We start from the raw sequence: 16667 nt of genomic DNA, 5'->3' as shown, positions 1-16667 counted from the left end.
TCAGGCCCGGCCTTCCTGCACGGCGTGGCAGGCCACGCGGCTGTCGGCCTCCAGGCGCCGCAGCACCGGACGCTCCGCACGGCAGCGCTCGTTGGCCAGGCTGCAGCGTGGATGGAAGGCACAACCGGCGGGCGGGCGGCTCGGGTCCGGCGCCTCGCCGATCGGCAGCAGCCGCGCGCGACCCCGGCGGGCCGGATCGGGCACGGCAGCCACCAGCTGACGGGTGTAGGGGTGGCGCGGGGCCTGGAAGATGCGGGCCGCCGGCGCCTCCTCGACCAGGCGGCCGAGGTACATCACGCCGACGCTGTCGCACATGTGGCGGACCACCGCCAGGTTGTGCGAGATGAAGAGCTGGGTCATGCCGCGGGCCATGGCCCGCAGGTCCGCAAGCAGGGCGAGCACCTGGGCCTGGGTCGACATGTCCAGGGCCGAGGTCGGCTCGTCGCAGACCAGGAAATCCGGCGCCGAGGCCAGGGCCCGGGCGATCGCGATGCGCTGGCGCTGCCCGCCCGAGAAGCTGTGGGGCAGGCGCAGGGCATCGTCCGGGCTGAGACCGACCAGGCGAAGCAGCTCGGCCACGCGCGCGGCCCGATCGGCCGGCGTGTCCAGGCCACCCAGACCGTCCCCCAGCAGGCGCAGTGGCTCGCCGACGATGCGGCCGGCCGTCCAGCGCGGGTTCAGGCTGGCCTGCGGATCCTGGAAGACCATCTGCAAGCGGCGGCGCAGGGCCTGCGCACCGGGGCGACGCAGGCGCGCGTAGAGGTCGTCGCCCTCGAAATTGACCTCCCCTTCGCTGGGCGCGAGCAGGCCCACCAGCATCCGGGCCACCGTGCTCTTGCCCGAGCCGGATTCGCCGACCAGGCCGTAGCTGCTGCCGACCGCGAGCGTCAGATCGAGCTTGTCCACGGCCAGCAGACTGCGGGGCGGGTCTAACCAGCCGGCTCGCGGCAGATCGAAGCTGCGACTGAGCCCATAGGTCTCGATCAGCGGGGGGCGAAAGACCCGAGCCGATCCGAGGGGTGCGTGGGCGGTGTTCATGGCAGATCGAGGGCTCCACCGAGTCGCTGCGGCCGCCTCCTCGCGGCTGCAGCCGCGGACGCAGACGCAGCCTCCGGGGAGCCGGCTGGGGGCGGACCATCGAGCGGATGCCAGCAGGCGAGTTGGCCACCCCATTGTGTGGGCAGGGCGCTTGGCGCGACGAGCCGGTTGCTGCTTGGCTCACCCGGACGGTCGAAGCCAAGTGCGCGGACGGCAATACGCTGGCGGGTACCGCGAATGAGGGTCTCCGGCCGCTGGGCGCACTCAGTCCCCACGCGAAGGCAGCGCGCAGCGAAGGCGCAGCCCGTCGGTCGCTCCGCCGCCGAGGGCATGGCGCCGGGAATCGGCCGCGGCAAGTGCGCCTGCGCTGCCAAACGTGGCAGGGTCCCGAGCAGGGCCGCGGTGTACGGGTGAAGCGGCCGGCCGAGGACTTCCGGCACGGGGCCCTCCTCAACCATCCGACCGGCATAGAGCACCAGCACGCGCTGGCAGACCTCGGCCACCAGCCCCAGATCGTGGGTGATCAGCAGCACGCCAAGGCCACGCTCGCGGGCCATGCGCTGCAGCAGGTCGATGATCTGGGCCTGCAGCGTCACGTCAAGCGCGCTGGTCGGTTCATCGGCGATCAGGACCTCGGGATCGCCGGCCAGAGCAAGCGCAATGACGACCCGTTGGCGCTGGCCGCCGGACAGTTCGTGTGGGTACTGCGCCAGGCGGGCCTCGGCCGGAGCCAGCCCAACCTCGCCGAGCAGCACGATGGCACGTTCGCGAGCCGCGGCTCGTCCAAGCTTGTGATGGTGAGCCAGGGTCTCCGTTAATTGATCGCCAACGGTAAACAGTGGGTCGAGCGCGGCATTCGCATCTTGGAAGATCGCGGCAATGCGCCGACCGCGCAAACGGGCGCGAGCAGCCGGACGCAAGGTATCCAGCCGCTGACCACCGAACCATAGTTTGCCGCTGGAAGACCAGACCCCGACCGGCAGCAAGCCCATCAAGGCGGCGCCCACCAGGGACTTGCCTGCGCCGGATTCGCCGACCAGGGCCATCAACTCGCCGCGGCGGAGATCGAAGCTGATGTCGTCGATGAGGGTCTGCACGACTCCGCTGGCATCACGGGTCAAGAGCGAAAGCTGACGTATGCCGAACACCCCTTCGCCGATGCTCTGTGTCGCAGGCGAAGGGGCTGCCCTCTTCTGCCCGGAGCCCGACTCAGGGGGACTGTCGGGCCCGACGAAAGCAGCTCCACGCGGCGCTTGCGAGTCCGGGGCGGGATTCGCCTCGGTGGCGGTCGCAGCCCGGGCGACCTCCTGGTCTTCAGTCAGAAGGTGCGCTTCGACATCAACGATGCCGAGATCGAGGTCGGCGCTGGGATCGAAGCCCGGCTCGCGACGTGAACCCGGAGGCGGGGGTTGGGAGGGGCTGATCATGTCAATGGATCGCTCGCGCGCCGTGAGGCTTCGCCGACCAGGTTGAAGGCCAGGGCCAGCAGCAGCAGCAGGACACCGGGCACCAGTGCGATCCACCAGGCACCGCTCAGCAGGTGGTCACCGCCGACGCGGATCAGGCTGCCGAGGGACGCCGCGGTCGGCGGCACGCCGACGCCGAGGAAGGACAGGGTGGCCTCGGTCAGCACCGCACTGGCCAGTTGCAGCGGTACCAGCACCCAGACCGCGCCCAGCACGTTGGGCAGGAGGTGGTGGAGCAGAACGCTGCGCTCGCCGACGCCCATCAGCCGGGCTGCGTCGATGTAGGCCTTCTGCCGCTCGATCTGGGTGGCGGCACGCACGGTCCGGGCATACGGCACCCAGCCGGCCAGCGCGATGGCCAGGACGAGCACGGCCAGCGCCTGGGCCTCGTCGGCGCCGGGGGCGATGACACGCCCGATGCCATCGACCAGCAAGGCGATCAGGATGGCAGGGAAGGCGAGCATCGCGTCGCAGAGACGCATCAGCAGGCGGTCGGTCCGCCCGCCTCGGTAGCCCGCCAGCAGGCCGACGGCAAGTCCCATCGACAGCGACAGGCCAACCGCCAGGACCGCCAGCATCAGCGAGACCCGCGCGCCGTACAGCACGACCGACAGCAGATCACGGCCCTGATCGTCCGTGCCCAGGGGGTAACGGAGCTCGCCGTCCGGCAGCCAGGCGGGGGGCAGGCGGGCATCCCCCAGGCTGAGGCTGGCGAGGTCGGACGGGTCCTGCGGTGCGAGCCATGGTGCGGCCGCCACCGCCAGCAACAGAAGGGCCAGCGCGGCCAGCAGCAGACGCCGCGGGGCAAGCAGGACCCGCCAGCGGCGCGGAGGCCGGCCGGGGGTCGCACACCGGGATCCGCGTCGCCAGACGAGGCGGGCGCGGCTCATGCGGCCTCGGTGCCGGCAGGGCGGCGCAGGCGGGGATCGACCCGACGACAGGCCAGGTCGGCCAGGACATTCAGCCCCAGGAAGAGCAGCGCACTCGCGCACAGGTAGGCCGCCATCACCGGAATGTCGGCATAGGCCACCGCCTGGATGAAGAGCAGGCCCAGACCGGGCCACTGGAAGACCGACTCGGTCACGATGGAAAAGGCGATCAGGCTGCCGAGCTGCAGGCTGCTGATTGTGATCACCGGGGTCAGCGCGCTGCGCAAGGCGTGGCGGCCGTGAATGCGCCAGGCCGGCAGGCCGCGGGCACGGGCGAAACGGATGTGCTCGCTGGCCAGCACCTGGCGCATCTCGGCGCGGACCAGCCGGGCGATCAGCGCCGCCTGGAAGGCGGCCAGGGTCAGGGCCGGCAGCAGCAGGTGGCGCCAGCCCGCGAGGCTGCCAAGGCTGCTGCTTGCGCCTTCGGGCACCGGCCCGCGGCCGAAGCCCGGCAGCCAGCCCAGGTGCAGGGTGAAGACGAGGATCAGCAGCATGCCCAGCATGAAGCTGGGCAGCGAGATGCCGAGCAGGGACAGGCCCATGCCCAGCCGCAGCAGACGGCTCTGCGGATGGGTTGCAGCCAGCATGCCCAGCGGCAGGCCGATCAGCAGGGCCAGCACGGCCGCCGCGCCGGCCAGCTCCAGCGTGGCCGGCAGACGCTCGGCCAAGAGCTCAGCCACCGGGCGCCCATGGCGCAGGCTGAGGCCGAACTCGCCCTGGACCGCCTGGGCGATGAACTGCAGGTACTGCACAGGCAGCGGCTCGTCCAGGCCCAGGCTGGCCCGCAAGGCGGCGCGCTGCGCAGGGCTGGCATCCTGGCCCAGCATCTGGGCCACCGGATCACCCACGAACTGGAAGAGGCCGAACGCCAGGGCCGCCACGAGCAGGAGGACCAGCAGGGCTTCGGCCAGGCGGCGCAGCAGGAACATCAGGGCAGAAGGCATCGAAGACAGAGGAATCCCTTCGCCAAATTGTGACCCTTCGCACCCGACCTCGGCAGGCGGGCAAAAAAAAGCAGCCCCGAAGGGCTGCTCGCACTGGGTCCGGAAAACCGGAATCAGAAGCTGTGGGCCAGACCGAAGAGCGTGAACTCGCGCTTGATGGCGACGTTGTCATCCAGATCGCCGCTGCGGGTGGCGAAGGTGCCATAGGCCACAGTGCGCTTGGAGAAGGCGTAGTTCCAGCCCAGGGCGACCTTGCGCAGTTCGAGTTCCTGACCGCCGAAGGCGCGGATCTCGTACTTGGCGTTGCCGTAGTTGGCCAGCAGGGTCAGCTTGCCCAGCGGAACCTTCACGCCGACGGTGTAGGACTTCTGGTCTTCGACGATCAGCGAGCTCGGGGCGACGGTGTTCGCGGCGGCCGAGGTGATCTGGCTGCCGTCGGCCACGTCGCTGACGCGCTGGTAGCCGGCGTAGACGGTGGCCACGCCGAAGTTGTAGTTCGCGCCGACCGAGAAGGTCTTGTTCAGGTTGTTCGGCGCACCGGCGGCAACATCGGCCACCTTGATCGACTCGTAGGACAGGCCCGCGGCGAAGGGACCGTTGGCGTACGAGGCGGTCACGCCCTGGTAGCGGCCGGCGAGATCCGAGGTGTTGTCATCCGCTTGCTCCGACAGACCGACCTGGGCACCGAAGCGGAAGCCCGAAAAGCTCGGCGAGGTGTAGGAGATGACGTTGTCCTGACGATCGCCGAAGTTCTGGAACAGCAGGTAGTTGCGGGACCTGACGGTGGTGGTGCTCGCGCACTGGGTCGCGGTCGAACCGGTCAGCGCTTGGCAGTCTGCAGCGTTGGCAGCGGAAACCGTGTTGCCCTCGTTAAGCTTGGTTTGACCGTTGAACGAGGGATCCCAGTACAGCGCATTCAGGCGCGAATAGGTTTCCTGACGGCCGAAGCGGACTTCACCCAGGGTGGCCGACGACAGGCCGACCCAGGCTTGGCGACCGAACAGGCGACCGCCTTGACCTTGGGCGCCGGTGTCGGCCGTGAAGCCCGACTCCAGCTGGAACACGGCCTTCACGCCGTTGCCCAGATCTTCGGTGCCGCGCAGGCCCCAGCGCGAGCCGCCGATGCCGGTGGTGCCACCGCCGTCGTTCAGCTTGGTGGTGGACTCTCCCGGCGCAGTAGAAAGCGGGCTGACGTCGTTACCGGCCTTTTCGTTCGTCACATTGAGGTCGGCGCGACCGTACAGGGTCACCGACGACTGCGCCGAGGCGGCGCCTGCAAACGCGCCCAGCACGGCCAGCGCAATCAAAGACTTCTTCATGAACGATCTCCTGTGTATGTACCGGGTGAATCCCGTCTGTCAGGGCCGACGGGGCTCACGCAAATCAACTCCCGGTCTTGGAAGCCGATTCATTCCACCAGACTTTCCATGACGCTTCCACGGTGGCAAACCACATCGACCAAGCAAGCGTTGTCAAGCCACAACTATCCCTGACACGGCCACCGCGTCATCAGCGGGACACAGTGCCAGGGTGGAACGGCCCCGAACGCACCCTGCACACCGGCTGACGGCACACTTCGTCACGGACTTCTCCGACTTGCCATGCCCCTCGACTCCCCTCTGGACCGCTGCCTCCATGCGCTCGACCACGGGCTGCGGACCCTCTGGGCGCGCCACAGTGCGCAGCGCCCCTGCCCCGTCGCACCCGAAGCCGAGACGCCGCTGAGCGAGGCCGAGCGGCGCGAGTCCGCCGCCCTGATGCGGGTCAACCATGTGGGCGAGGTCTGCGCCCAGGCCCTGTACCAGGCCCAGGCCCTGGCCACCCGGGACCCGGCCCTGCGTGCGCACTTCGAGGCCGCCGCCCGGGACGAGACCGACCACCTGGCCTGGTGCGAACAGCGCCTGGCGGCCCTGGGCGGCCGCCCGAGCCTGCTGAATCCGGTCTGGTATGCCGGGGCCTTCGGCCTGGGCCTGCTGGCCGGCCGGGCCGGGGACCGCAACAGTCTGGGCTTCGTTGCAGAGACCGAGCGCCAGGTCGAGCGACACCTCGACAGCCATCTCGATCGCCTGCCGGCCGGCGACCTGGCCTCGCGGGCCGTGGTCGCGCAGATGCGCGAGGACGAGATCCGACATGCGCAGGAGGCCGAGCAGGCCGGCGCCCGGAAGCTGCCGGCGCTCGCGCGCTGGGCGATGCGCGGGGCGGCCCGAGTCATGACGGTGACGGCGCACCGCCTCTGAAGCCGACCGCGGCGCGGCCGGCGGCCCTCAGGCCTCGACGATCTCGACGCTGTGGCCGATCTCGGCCGTCTTGGCCAGCATCGCGCTGGCCGAGCAGTACTTGTCGTGCGAGAGCTGGACCGCGCGTTCCACGACCGCCGCGGCGAGCCCCTTGCCGCTGACCCGGTAGTGCAGGCTCAGGCGGGTGAAGACCTTGGGATCGCTGGTGGCGCGCTCGGCCTGCACCTTCACCTCGCAGCCGTTCACCGCATGCCGGCCCCGCTTGAGGATCAGCACGACGTCGTAGGCACTGCAGGCCGCGGTGCCGGCCAGCACGGTCTCCATCGGCCGCGGGGCCAGGTTGCGGCCGCCGCCCTCGGGCGCCCCGTCCATCGTCAGCAGGTGGCCACTGCCGGTTTCGGCCACGAAGGCCATGCCGGCTTCGGGCTGCCAGCGCACGGTGCATTCCATCGATCGACTTTCCGCGGCGGCAGGGCGAGGGAGCCGGTCGGGCCGCCTCCGCCCGGGTCGCGGATTGTCACCATGGCCGCGCCTTCCCGTGAAGCGCGCAGGGGTGGGATCGATCTGCGACTTCCGCACGAATCCGCGGCGCTGTTGGGCTTTCACGACGCTTGCAAATCTAGGGTTAGCCCCTAGAATACGAACCATCGAGAGAAATCTGCGGAACGTTCCCCCGCTGAGCTGCAGAGATCCCTCATTCGCTTGTCTCCTCCACCCCTCCTCGATTGGTGGATTGGGCCCCGGGTCTCACGACGCGGGGCCTTTTTTCTGGCCGGTCCGCAGGCAGGGCCCCGCCGAAGCCCATCGGGGGCTCGCCTATGATCCGGCGACTTTTCCGGCCCCTTCCCGGCATGCCCTCCCGCGTCTCCCGACCCCCTGCGCGCCGCGCCCCCGGCGCCGATCCCGCCCTGCTCGCAGACTACCTGCAGCGCATCCTGACCGCGCGGGTCTATGACGTGGCGATCGAGTCCGCGCTCGACCCCGCCGCCCAGCTCAGCGAGCGCCTGGGTGCCCCCGTCTTCCTCAAGCGCGAGGACACCCAGCCGGTTTTCAGCTTCAAGCTGCGCGGGGCCTACAACAAGATGGCCCGCCTGCGCCCGGCGCAGCGCGAGCGCGGCGTGATCTGCGCCTCGGCCGGCAACCATGCCCAGGGGGTCGCGCTGTCGGCACGGCGCATGGGCTGCGCGGCCACGATCGTGATGCCGGTGACCACGCCGCAGCTCAAGATCGACGCGGTGCGCCGCCACGGCGGCGCGGCGGTGAACATCGTGCTGCACGGCACCAGCTATTCCGACGCCTATGCGCACGCGCTGACGCTGGAGAAATCGACCGGCGCCACCTTCGTCCACCCCTTCGACGATCCGGACGTGATCGCCGGCCAGGGCACGGTGGCCATGGAGATCCTGCGCCAGCACCAGGGCCCGATCGAGGCGATCTTCGTCGCCATCGGCGGCGGCGGCCTGATCGCCGGCATCGCCGCCTGCATCAAGGCCGTGCGTCCGGAAATCAAGGTGATCGGCGTGCAGACGACGGACTCGGACGCGATGGTCCGCTCCGTCGCGGCGGGCAAGCGCGTGATGCTGCACGACGTCGGCCTGTTCTCGGACGGCACCGCGGTCAAGCAGGTCGGCGAGGAAACCTTCCGCATCGCGCGCGCGCTGGTCGACGGCTACGAGGTGGTCGACACCGACGCCGTCTGCGCCGCGATCAAGGATGTCTTCCAGACGACCCGGGCCCTCGTCGAGCCGGCCGGGGCCCTGGGCCTGGCCGGGCTGAAGCAGTACGCGGCGCGCCAGCGTGCCGCCGAGGCGCGGCGCGGCAAGGCGCCGGCCGGCGAGCGCGGCGCGCTGATCGCCATCGCCTGCGGCGCGAACATGAACTTCGACCGCCTGCGCTTCGTCGCCGAGCGGGCCGAGCTCGGCGAGCAGCGCGAGGCCCTGTTCGCCGTGACCATCCCCGAGGAGCGCGGCAGCTTCCGCCGCTTCTGCGAGCTGATCGGGCCGCGCAGCGTGACCGAGTTCAACTACCGCATCTCGGACGCCGCGACCGCGCAGGTCTTCGTCGGCCTGAGCCTGTCGCAGCCGGGCGAGTCGGCGCGGATCGCGGCCGAGTTCAGCGCGCAGGGCTTCGCCACCGTCGACCTCAGCCACGACGAGCTGGCCCAGACCCACATCCGCCACATGGTCGGCGGGCGCTCGGAGCTGGCCCAGGACGAACGCCTGTTCCGCTTCGTCTTCCCCGAGCGGCCGGGTGCGCTGATGGGCTTCCTGTCGAGCATGCACCCGGCCTGGAACATCAGCCTCTTCCACTACCGCAACCAGGGCGCGGACTACGGCCGCATCCTGGTCGGCCTGCAGATCCCTCGCGGACAGGGGGGCGAGCTCAAACGCTTCCTCAAGCAGCTGGACCTGCCCTGCGTCGAGGAGACCGACAATCCGGTCTATCGGCTCTTCCTGCGCTGATCGGCGCGCCCTCCGCACACACCCATGGCTGTTCCCGAGCTCCCGCCCCGCCCAGCCTCCGCGCAACGCCGCCGGGCCGCCGGATTCGCGCCGATCGCCCCCATCCACAGCCAGCCCTGGCTGCGTGATGCCCTGCAGGCCAAGCTGCGTCGCCGGCATGGCGTGACCGGATACCACGGCGAGCTCGAGGCGGTGGCGATCCGCCTCGGGCTGATCCAGAACACCGTCAAGCCACGGCTGCGCTCGCCGCAGCTGCTCGTGGTGGCGGGCGACCATGGCCTGGCCGTCGACCTCGGCCGCAACGGCCTGCCGGGCAGTGGCGAGCAGGTGAGCCACCTGCTCGGCGGCCGGGTGCCGATGACGGCCTTCGCCTTCCAGCAGCGCCTGGGCCTGACCGTGGTCGACGCCGGACTGGCCGAAGACCTGCCCCCGAACCCGGCGCTGCTGAGCCGCAAGATTGCCTACGGATCGCACAACGCGCGGCTCGGTCAGGCCATGAACGCCGCCCAAGCCGAGGCCGGCCTGCGCGCCGGCCTGGAGATCGTCGATGGCCTGCCCGGCAACCTGCTGGCCTGTGCCGGCATGGGAGTCGGGAGCCTGGAATCCGCCTCGCTGATCCTGTCCGAGCTGGGCCGCCTGCCCCTGCGCGAGTTGCTGATCGACCCGCACATGACCGCCGACCGCCTGTCACGGCTGCTGGTGGTGATGCAGAGCGCGCAGAAGCGCCACCTCGGCGCCCGCGGGCCGATCGAGGTGCTGTGTGCCTACGGCGGTCACGAGATCGCCGTGCTGGCCGGCGCCATGATTGCCGCGGCAGGCCAGCGCCGCACCCTGCTGGTCGACGGTGTGCCGGCCTGCGCGGCCCTGGCCATCGCCGCGAGGCTGGCGCCGGCCGTCGTCGACTACGCCTTCTTTGCGCGCAGCAGTCCGCATCCCGGCCTGGACCAGGCCTTCAGCGTCTTCCATGCGAACGCGCTGCTGGAACTCGACCTCGACGCCCCCGACGGCACCGGGGCCGTGCTCGCCTGGCCCATGCTGTCGGCGGCAGCCGCGCTGCTGGGTGAGGTGAGTGAAACCGTCCCGGGCTGGATCCCCGAGCCGCCGCTGATCACGGACGAGATCAGCGCGCCGCCTGCGGCCGATCGGCTGCCGCGCCTGCGCAGCAGCCTGCCGCCCGCCGACCTGCGTCAGCTCCCGACGGTCAGCGACACCGTCGATCCCCCCGCCCTCGCCTGAGGACGCCCGCTCAGCGCGCGCTGGCCGCCGCGCGGCGCGCCATGCCGACCGGGTCCTCCGGTTCGGCTGCCCCCCCGACGCTCCCCGGAGGATCGGCCTCCGGCGACGGATCGGGCGTTTGCGGCAGGGTCGGGGCCGGGTTGGGCCGCGGCGGGAAGCCCGGGGCGGGCGCGTCGGCAGGGCCTGCCGCGCCAGCACCTGCCGGATCCGGCAGGCTCAGCCGACGGGCCGCCGGACCGCCGCGCGGGCCGAGCTGCACGGCCCGGCGCTCGACCGCGAGCAAGACCCAGTCGCCGTCGACGACCTGACCGACCCGCAGCGGACGCAGCGGCCGGTCGGCCTGCTCGAAGAGCGCGACCCCGGCCTCGGGCCGGAGGCCGGCCACCACGCCGATCAGGCGCAGGCCGCGGTCGGCATCGGTCTCGACCACCGCTTCCACCTCGGCCGCCGGGCCCGGCCCGCGACCGAGCAGACGCAGCGGATCGCCCGCCAGGCCGGCGGCCGCGGAAACGGCCTGCGCCGGACTGGCCCCCCCGCCGGGCTGAGCGATCCGCAGCCCCCAGGCCACCGCGGAGGCCGCCACGGCGGCCCAGACGAGAAAGGCCCCGAGGCGGGCGGCAAGCGGCATGGACATGGGCGGTGATTATGATGGTCCGATGTTGCCGAACCTCCTGTCTCCCGCCCGCCGCCGCGTCCGCGGCTTCACCCTGATCGAGCTGATGGTCGTGCTGGTGATCATCGGCGTGCTCGGTGCGCTGATCGTCCCCAACGTGCTCGAACGTGCCGACGATGCCCGCGTGACCGCCGCCCGCACCGACGTCAACGGCATCGTCACCGCGCTCAAGCGCTACAAGCTGGACAACCTGCGCTACCCCAGTGCGGAGCAGGGCCTGCAGGCCCTGGTGAGCCGACCGACCGTCGAGCCGGTGCCGCCGAGCTGGAAGCCCAACCTCGACAAGCTGCCCGCCGACCCCTGGGGCCGGCCCTACCAGTACCTGAACCCGGGCGTGAACGGCGAGATCGACGTCTTCAGCCTGGGCGCCGACGGCCAGCCGGGCGGCGAGGGCAAGGATGCCGACATCGGCTCCTGGCAGTGAGCGCGGCCCGGTGCGCCAGGCCGCACGCGGCTTCACGCTGATCGAGCTGATCCTCGTCGTTGCCATCATCGCGATCGCATCCAGCCTGGCCAGCCTGGCCCTGCGCGACCCGGCCGAGGCGCGTCTCGAGCGCGAGGCCGAACGCCTCGTGGCCCTGCTCGAAGGCATGCGGGCCGAATCCCGGACCCTCGGCCTGGCCCTGCGCTGGCAGCCCCTGCCAGCCCGGGTGGACGGGGCCGACTTCCGCTTCCTCGGCCTGCCCCCCGGCATGAAGCCGCCGCCGCAGGCCTGGCTGGACCAGCCGGCCCCCGAGGTGCGCATCACCCGCTTCGACGCCCGGGGCAGCCAGTCGCCCGGGCAGGTGCTGCTCGGGCCCGAACCCATCATCGGCGCCCAGCGCATCGAGCTGCGGCTCGACGCGCAGGGCATCGTCGTGGCCAGTGACGGCCTCGGGCCCTTCCGGATCGAAAGCCATGGCGCGAGCCGCTGAGCCGGGCGCCGGCCGCCGCGCGCACGCGGCGGGCCTGACCCTGATCGAAGTGCTGGTGGCCCTGGCCATCCTCGCCGTCGCGCTGGCCGCGGCGGTGCGGGCCTCGGCCGCCCTGCTCGACAACGCCGACCGGCTGGCCGAGGTGCAGGCCGCGCAGTGGTGCGCCGACAACCGCCTGGCCGAGCTGCGGCTCAGCCAGCAGTTCCCGGGCACCGGCGAGCTGGCCTACGAATGCCGCCAGCTCGGCCGTGTCTACCGTCTGGCCGTGCAGGTCGCCGCGACGCCGAACCCGAATTTCCGCCGCCTGGAAGCCCAGGTGCGCGACGCCGAGGGCCGGCCCATCCTGAGCCTGAGCACCGTGCTCGGCCGCTACTGAGACGCCGCCGCGATGCAGCCCGCCCGTCCGGCCCAGGCCGGCTTCACCCTCGTCGAACTGCTCGTCTCCCTGTTCATCTTCGCGGTCCTGGCCGGCCTGGGCTGGCAGGGCATCGACGGCCTGGTGCGCAGCCGCGAGGCCAGCGCGCGCGAGCTGGGCACCGTGCTGCGCCGCCAGAACGCGATCGCCCAGTGGGAGGCCGACCTCGCCGCCCTGCACGAAACCCGCGCCCTGCCGGCGCTGAGCTTCGACGGCGCCACCCTGCGCCTGAGCCGCAGCACGGCCGAAGGCGTGCAGATCGTCGCCTGGTCGCTGCGCGGCGGCCGCTGGCTGCGCTGGGCGGGCGTGCCGCAGCAGCGCCTGGCCGCACTGCAGGCCCAGTGGAGCGAGGCCGGCGCGGCGCTGGACCGGGACAGCCCGGCGCGGCTGGTCATGCTCGACGGCCTGCGGGCCTGGCAGCTCTATTACTGGCGCGACACCGCCTGGACGAACGCCCAGTCGACCGGCGATGCCGACACCCAGGGCCAGGAGCAGCTGCCCGGCGGCGTGCGCCTGCTGCTGAGCCTGGACCCGCCTGCCGGTCCGGCCGGCGAGGCCCTGCTGCTGCAGCGCGACCTGCAGCTGGCGCTGGGCCGTCGCAGCTGAGCCCCCGGAGTCGGAGATGCCCCGCCACGCCCTTGCCAGCCCGCGCCGAACCCGAGGGGTGGCCCTGCTGACCGCGATGCTGCTGGTCGCGCTGATCGCCAGCCTGGCCGCGGGCGTGGTCTGGCAGCAGTGGCAGGCCGTGCAGGTCGAATCGGCCGAACGCGCCCGCGCCCAGAGCCAGTGGATCCTGGGCGGGGCCACCGACTACGCGCGGCTCATCCTGCGCGAGGACGCCCGCAACGGCGGCTACGACGCGCTCAGCGAACCCTGGGCCACGCCGCTGGCCGAGGCCCGCCTGTCGAGCTTTCTGGCCACCGACCCCGACCGCCGCGCCGACCAGGGCCCCGAGGCCTTCCTGTCCGGCGAGATCCGCGACCTGCAGTCCCGCTACAACCTGCTGAACGTCGTGGCCGCGACCCCCGAGGTGCGCAACCGCGAGGCCCGCACCCTGGCCCGGGTGCTCGCAGCCGCCGGCCTGGCGCCGGGCCTGGCGACCCAGCTCAGCCAGACGATGCGTCTGGCGGTGCCGAGCATGAGCATCGCCTCCGACGCCGCCGCCGGTGAGGCCCTGGCCGACCGCCCGCTGCGCCCGGCCCGCCTGCGCGACCTGCGCTGGATGGGTCTGGACGAGGCGGCGCTGCGCGCGCTGGAGCCCCTGCTGACCCTGCTGCCGGTCACGACCCCGCTGAACCTGAACACCGCCCCGCGCGAGGTGCTGGCCGCCGTGCTCGATGTCGACAGCTCGACCGCCGAGCGCCTGGTGCAGGCCCGCGCGCGCAAGCCCCTGGCCAACCTGAGCGAGGCGCGCAGCCTCTTGCCCGCGACGGTCGAGCTGGACGCGGACCGGCTTGCCGTGGCCTCGTCCTGGTTCGAGGTCCGCGGGCGCCTGCGGCTGGAAGAGCGCATCGTCGAGGAGCATGCCGTGCTGGAACGCCGCGGCGTCGACGTGCTGACCGTCTTCCGCGAGCGCCGCGCCGCCTTCGCCCCCTGAGGCGCGCGGCCCCGCCCTCCCTGCCCGAACTGACGATTCGCTGTCCCGACCGTGCAAAGACCGCCTCCTACAATCCGCCGCGCCCCGCAGACCCCCTCCGGCGGGCGCCCCGAGGCCCCTCGATGAGCACCCTGGTCGTCTTCCTGCCCGACCGTCCGCGCCTGCGGGCCGGCGGCCAACCCGCCGCCACCGCAGCCGCCGAAGGCTTCGACTGGGTGCATTGGCCGGCCGAAGGGCTGAGTCCGCACAGCGGCCACGGCCTGCCGGCCGGCCTGCCGGCGGCCGAGCGCATCGTCGGCGTGCTGCCGCCGACCGCAGTCGGCTGGCACCGCCTGGCCTGCCCCAAGGCCCCGCCGCGCCAGCGCGCCGCGGCCCTGGCGGGGGTGCTCGAAGAGGCCGTGCTCGAGGACGCGGCCCAGCTCCACTACGCCCTGCCCCCCGGCCTGCGTGGCGGCCAGACCGGCTGGATCGCCGTCACCGACAAGGCGGGCCTGGCCGAGCTGCTGGCCCGCTTCGATGCGGCGGGCCGCCCGATCCAGACCCTGGTGCCGGCCCTGGCGCCGGCCGACGAGCCCGAAGCGCCTACCCGGCTGTGGATCGAGGCCGCGGCAGATCGCGGCACCCCGCCCCGCCTGCAGGCCAGCCTGGCCGATGCCGAAGGCCTGCGCCACTGGCCGCTGGACGGCAGTGGGGCGCGGGCCCTGCTGCCCGCCGGGCCCGGCCGGCTGCTGGTCCAGGCCAGCCCTGGCGCCGCCGCGGCCGCCGAAGCCTGGCTCAACCAGCCGGTGCAGGTGCACGGCCGGATCGAACAGGCCCGCGAGGCCCTGGCCTCGCCGTGGAACCTGCGCCAGTTCGATCTGGCCTCGCGCCACCGCGGCTGGGGCCGGCTGCGCGAAGCCGGCCTGCGCTTCCTGCGCGAGCCGCTGTGGCGGCCGCTGCGCTGGGGCCTGGTCGCCCTGCTGCTGGTGCAGGCCCTGGGCCTGCAGCTGGGGGCCTGGCAGCTGCAGCGGGCGCTGGCCGCCGACCGCGCCGAGATGACGCGCCTGCTGCGCGAGAGCTTCCCGCAGCTGCGCGTGGTGCTGGATGCCCCGCGGCAGATGCAGACCGAGACCGCGCGGCTGCGCCACGCCGCCGGCGAAGTCGGGGAGGCCGATCTGGAAGCCGCGCTGGCGGCCCTGGCCAGCGTCTGGCCCGAGGGGGTGTCGGCCGACACGCTGAGCTACGAGAACCGCCAGCTGCGCCTGGAAGCCACCGGTCTGCGCTCGCCGGCCACCGAGGCCCTGGCGAGCGGCCTGGCCCCTGCCGGCTGGCAGGTCGATGCCCAGACGGGCCGCTTGAGCCTGCGCCGGACCCCGCCCCCAGGCGCCCCGCGCGCGGAGGACCGTCCATGAACCCGACCGCGCTGCGCGCGACCCTGCGCGCCCGATGGGCGGCGCTCAAGCCCCAGGAACGCCAGGGCCTGGGCCTGGCCGCCGCCCTGCTCGGCGTGCTGCTGCTGTGGAGCCTGTGGCTGCAACCCACCCTGCGCACCCTGCGCGAGGCCCCGCTGCAGCGCGCCGCACTGGCCACGCAGCTGCAGCAGATGCGCCAGCAGGCGGCCGAGGTGCGCAGCCTGCGCGAGCGCCCGCCCCTGGCCGCCGGCCAGGCCGAAGCCGCGCTGCAGGCCGCAACCGCCGCACTCGGTGCCGGCAACCGCGTGCAGATGCAGGGCGACCGGGCGGTCGTGGCGCTGCAGGGGGTCTCCGGTGAGGCCCTGCTGGGCTGGTTGCGCGAGCTGCGCGCCGGCGCCCGGGCCCTGCCGGTGGAGCTGAAGCTGCGCCGCCAGGGCGAGCTCTACAGCGGCAGCGCCGTGCTGGCGCTGCCGCCCGCCCCCTGAGCCGCCGATGGCCCGCCTGCCCCGCCCTCCCCGGCTGCCGACCCGAGCCGCCGCCGCCCCGGCCGGATCGAGCGCCGGCCGCCGCCCCCCGCGCCGCTGGGGCCTGGCCGGCGCCCTGCTGGGCGGCCTGCTCGCCCTGATCGCCCAGGCCCCGGCGACCTGGCTGGGCGATGCGCTGGCCCGCGCCAGCGGCGAGCGCCTGCGCCTGGATGCCGCCTCCGGCACCGTCTGGCAGGGCAGCGCGGTGCCGGTGCTCAGCGGCGGCCCCGGCAGCCGCGATGCGAGCGCGCTGCCCGACCGCCTGCACTGGCACCTGAGATGGTCCGGCGGCCCGGTGCTGGACCTGGCCCAGGCCTGCTGCATCGAAGCCGGCACCCGGCTGCGGCTGGGGGGAGGCTGGGACCGCCTGCGCCTGAGCCTGGAGCCCCCGCCGGCCCGCGCCGCCGAGACCGCGCCGGAGCTGGCCCGCTGGCCGGCCGCCTGGCTGAGCGGCCTGGGCACGCCGTGGAACACCTTGCAGGCCGGCGGCCGGCTGACGCTGCGCAGCCAGGCCCTGGGCCTGGACTGGTCGCGTGCCGGCTGGCAGCTGGAGGGCGTGGCCGTGCTCGGCCTGCAGGATCTCTCGGCCCGGCTCAGCCCGCTGCCGCGCCTGGGCAGCTACGAGTTGCAGCTGGCCGGCGAGGGCCCGGGCCGCGCGCGGCTCAGCCTGTCGACGCGCGAGGGCGCGCTGCAGCTGCGCGGCGACGGCCACCTGGGCGCGCGCGGCCTGCGCTTCCGCGGCGAGGCCGAGGCCGCGCCGGGCGAGGAAGCCGCCCTCGCCAACCTGCTGAACATCATCGGACGGCGCCAGGGTGCGCGGTCCGTCCTTGCGATCGGATGA

At 73.0% G+C, this 16667-nt stretch carries 18 protein-coding genes; 11 read left to right on the top strand and 7 right to left on the bottom strand.

All coding sequences use genetic code 11. From position 1 onward, the window contains the following. The 5 genes from H4F90_RS11505 to H4F90_RS11485 all read right to left on the bottom strand — a co-directional run bounded on the left by H4F90_RS11505 (nucleotide 1) and on the right by H4F90_RS11485 (nucleotide 5696). Complete coding sequence (locus H4F90_RS11505) at nucleotides 1–1038, bottom strand: ABC transporter ATP-binding protein (protein WP_182664711.1); 1038 nt, start codon at nucleotides 1036–1038, stop codon at nucleotides 1–3. Further along, complete coding sequence (locus H4F90_RS11500; RefSeq protein ID WP_182664709.1) at nucleotides 1035–2465, bottom strand: ABC transporter ATP-binding protein; 1431 nt, start codon at nucleotides 2463–2465, stop codon at nucleotides 1035–1037. The genes H4F90_RS11505 and H4F90_RS11500 overlap by 4 nt, the downstream gene beginning before the upstream one ends. Then, nucleotides 2462–3394 carry an ABC transporter permease gene (locus tag H4F90_RS11495; RefSeq protein ID WP_182664707.1) on the bottom strand — a complete coding sequence of 311 codons (933 nt, stop codon included), beginning with the start codon at nucleotides 3392–3394 and terminating at the stop codon, nucleotides 2462–2464. The genes H4F90_RS11500 and H4F90_RS11495 overlap by 4 nt, the downstream gene beginning before the upstream one ends. Further along, nucleotides 3391–4377, bottom strand: a complete 987-nt coding sequence (locus H4F90_RS11490) for an ABC transporter permease (protein ID WP_182664704.1) — start codon at nucleotides 4375–4377, stop codon at nucleotides 3391–3393. The genes H4F90_RS11495 and H4F90_RS11490 overlap by 4 nt, the downstream gene beginning before the upstream one ends. Nucleotides 4378–4490: 113 nt before the next feature. Further along, on the bottom strand, nucleotides 4491–5696 hold the full coding sequence (locus H4F90_RS11485; RefSeq protein WP_182664703.1) for a porin: 1206 nt from the start codon (nucleotides 5694–5696) through the stop codon (nucleotides 4491–4493). A 282-nt stretch (nucleotides 5697–5978) separates the two neighbouring features. Here H4F90_RS11485 and coq7 point away from each other — a divergent pair, with 282 nt between their 5' ends. After that, nucleotides 5979–6614, top strand: a complete 636-nt coding sequence (gene coq7, locus H4F90_RS11480; RefSeq protein WP_182664700.1) for a 2-polyprenyl-3-methyl-6-methoxy-1,4-benzoquinone monooxygenase — start codon at nucleotides 5979–5981, stop codon at nucleotides 6612–6614. Nucleotides 6615–6641: 27 nt separating this feature from the next. Here the strand turns inward: coq7 and H4F90_RS11475 are convergent, their stop codons facing one another. Beyond that, complete coding sequence (locus H4F90_RS11475; protein WP_182664698.1) at nucleotides 6642–7064, bottom strand: OsmC family protein; 423 nt, start codon at nucleotides 7062–7064, stop codon at nucleotides 6642–6644. 401 nt (nucleotides 7065–7465) lie between these two features. Here H4F90_RS11475 and ilvA point away from each other — a divergent pair, with 401 nt between their 5' ends. Both ilvA and H4F90_RS11465 read left to right on the top strand, forming a co-directional pair. Continuing rightward, complete coding sequence (gene ilvA / locus H4F90_RS11470; RefSeq protein WP_182664696.1) at nucleotides 7466–9076, top strand: threonine ammonia-lyase, biosynthetic; 1611 nt, start codon at nucleotides 7466–7468, stop codon at nucleotides 9074–9076. Nucleotides 9077–9100: 24 nt separating this feature from the next. Next, nucleotides 9101–10312 carry a nicotinate-nucleotide--dimethylbenzimidazole phosphoribosyltransferase gene (locus tag H4F90_RS11465; protein WP_182664694.1) on the top strand — a complete coding sequence of 404 codons (1212 nt, stop codon included), beginning with the start codon at nucleotides 9101–9103 and terminating at the stop codon, nucleotides 10310–10312. A 10-nt stretch (nucleotides 10313–10322) separates the two neighbouring features. On the opposite strand, the gene H4F90_RS11460 is transcribed toward H4F90_RS11465, so the two are convergent. Then, the gene (locus H4F90_RS11460; protein WP_182664692.1) at nucleotides 10323–10946 is read right to left on the bottom strand and encodes a hypothetical protein; all 624 of its coding nucleotides are present in this window, start codon (nucleotides 10944–10946) and stop codon (nucleotides 10323–10325) included. Between the two features lie 22 nt (nucleotides 10947–10968). On the opposite strand from H4F90_RS11460, the gene gspG reads away from it, so the two are divergent. The 8 genes from gspG (at nucleotide 10969) to gspN (ending at nucleotide 16667) form a co-directional block, all read left to right on the top strand. Beyond that, the gene (gspG, locus tag H4F90_RS11455) at nucleotides 10969–11409 is read left to right on the top strand and encodes a type II secretion system major pseudopilin GspG (RefSeq protein ID WP_182664690.1); all 441 of its coding nucleotides are present in this window, start codon (nucleotides 10969–10971) and stop codon (nucleotides 11407–11409) included. After that, nucleotides 11384–11899 (top strand): prepilin-type N-terminal cleavage/methylation domain-containing protein, encoded by a 516-nt coding sequence (locus tag H4F90_RS11450; RefSeq protein WP_182664688.1) that lies wholly within the window; start codon nucleotides 11384–11386, stop codon nucleotides 11897–11899. Before gspG ends, H4F90_RS11450 begins: the two co-directional genes overlap by 26 nt. Beyond that, entirely contained in the window at nucleotides 11883–12275 is a 393-nt protein-coding gene (gene gspI / locus H4F90_RS11445) for a type II secretion system minor pseudopilin GspI (protein ID WP_182664686.1), read from the top strand. The genes H4F90_RS11450 and gspI overlap by 17 nt, the downstream gene beginning before the upstream one ends. Before the next feature lie 12 nt (nucleotides 12276–12287). Beyond that, nucleotides 12288–12920, top strand: coding sequence for a PulJ/GspJ family protein (locus tag H4F90_RS11440; protein WP_182664683.1), 633 nt, complete (start codon nucleotides 12288–12290; stop codon nucleotides 12918–12920). A gap of 16 nt (nucleotides 12921–12936) precedes the next feature. Then, nucleotides 12937–13911, top strand: a complete 975-nt coding sequence (gspK, locus tag H4F90_RS11435; protein ID WP_182664681.1) for a type II secretion system minor pseudopilin GspK — start codon at nucleotides 12937–12939, stop codon at nucleotides 13909–13911. Nucleotides 13912–14033: 122 nt separating this feature from the next. After that, nucleotides 14034–15302 (top strand): type II secretion system protein GspL, encoded by a 1269-nt coding sequence (gspL, locus tag H4F90_RS11430; RefSeq protein ID WP_182664679.1) that lies wholly within the window; start codon nucleotides 14034–14036, stop codon nucleotides 15300–15302. Then, nucleotides 15299–15787 (top strand): type II secretion system protein GspM, encoded by a 489-nt coding sequence (gspM, locus tag H4F90_RS11425; protein WP_182664677.1) that lies wholly within the window; start codon nucleotides 15299–15301, stop codon nucleotides 15785–15787. The genes gspL and gspM overlap by 4 nt, the downstream gene beginning before the upstream one ends. Nucleotides 15788–15794: 7 nt before the next feature. Then, complete coding sequence (gene gspN, locus H4F90_RS11420) at nucleotides 15795–16667, top strand: type II secretion system protein N (RefSeq protein WP_182664675.1); 873 nt, start codon at nucleotides 15795–15797, stop codon at nucleotides 16665–16667.

This window comes from Aquariibacter albus (genome assembly GCF_014145335.1).
Classification (GTDB): domain Bacteria; phylum Pseudomonadota; class Gammaproteobacteria; order Burkholderiales; family Burkholderiaceae_C; genus Aquariibacter; species Aquariibacter albus.
This window is presented reverse-complemented; position numbering and strand designations above follow the sequence as displayed.

What these genes read in the sequence shown, in the direction of transcription:
- H4F90_RS11505 (WP_182664711.1), bottom strand. Translation starts at nt 1,038, where the DNA reads ATGAACACCGCCCACGCACCCCTCGGATCGGCTCGGGTCTTTCGCCCC.
- H4F90_RS11500 (WP_182664709.1), bottom strand. Translation starts at nt 2,465, where the DNA reads ATGATCAGCCCCTCCCAACCCCCGCCTCCGGGTTCACGTCGCGAGCCG.
- H4F90_RS11495 (WP_182664707.1), bottom strand. Translation starts at nt 3,394, where the DNA reads ATGAGCCGCGCCCGCCTCGTCTGGCGACGCGGATCCCGGTGTGCGACC.
- H4F90_RS11490 (WP_182664704.1), bottom strand. Translation starts at nt 4,377, where the DNA reads ATGCCTTCTGCCCTGATGTTCCTGCTGCGCCGCCTGGCCGAAGCCCTG.
- H4F90_RS11485 (WP_182664703.1), bottom strand. Translation starts at nt 5,696, where the DNA reads ATGAAGAAGTCTTTGATTGCGCTGGCCGTGCTGGGCGCGTTTGCAGGC.
- coq7 (WP_182664700.1), top strand. Translation starts at nt 5,979, where the DNA reads ATGCCCCTCGACTCCCCTCTGGACCGCTGCCTCCATGCGCTCGACCAC.
- H4F90_RS11475 (WP_182664698.1), bottom strand. Translation starts at nt 7,064, where the DNA reads ATGGAATGCACCGTGCGCTGGCAGCCCGAAGCCGGCATGGCCTTCGTG.
- ilvA (WP_182664696.1), top strand. Translation starts at nt 7,466, where the DNA reads ATGCCCTCCCGCGTCTCCCGACCCCCTGCGCGCCGCGCCCCCGGCGCC.
- H4F90_RS11465 (WP_182664694.1), top strand. Translation starts at nt 9,101, where the DNA reads ATGGCTGTTCCCGAGCTCCCGCCCCGCCCAGCCTCCGCGCAACGCCGC.
- H4F90_RS11460 (WP_182664692.1), bottom strand. Translation starts at nt 10,946, where the DNA reads ATGTCCATGCCGCTTGCCGCCCGCCTCGGGGCCTTTCTCGTCTGGGCC.
- gspG (WP_182664690.1), top strand. Translation starts at nt 10,969, where the DNA reads ATGTTGCCGAACCTCCTGTCTCCCGCCCGCCGCCGCGTCCGCGGCTTC.
- H4F90_RS11450 (WP_182664688.1), top strand. Translation starts at nt 11,384, where the DNA reads ATGCCGACATCGGCTCCTGGCAGTGAGCGCGGCCCGGTGCGCCAGGCC.
- gspI (WP_182664686.1), top strand. Translation starts at nt 11,883, where the DNA reads ATGGCGCGAGCCGCTGAGCCGGGCGCCGGCCGCCGCGCGCACGCGGCG.
- H4F90_RS11440 (WP_182664683.1), top strand. Translation starts at nt 12,288, where the DNA reads ATGCAGCCCGCCCGTCCGGCCCAGGCCGGCTTCACCCTCGTCGAACTG.
- gspK (WP_182664681.1), top strand. Translation starts at nt 12,937, where the DNA reads ATGCCCCGCCACGCCCTTGCCAGCCCGCGCCGAACCCGAGGGGTGGCC.
- gspL (WP_182664679.1), top strand. Translation starts at nt 14,034, where the DNA reads ATGAGCACCCTGGTCGTCTTCCTGCCCGACCGTCCGCGCCTGCGGGCC.
- gspM (WP_182664677.1), top strand. Translation starts at nt 15,299, where the DNA reads ATGAACCCGACCGCGCTGCGCGCGACCCTGCGCGCCCGATGGGCGGCG.
- gspN (WP_182664675.1), top strand. Translation starts at nt 15,795, where the DNA reads ATGGCCCGCCTGCCCCGCCCTCCCCGGCTGCCGACCCGAGCCGCCGCC.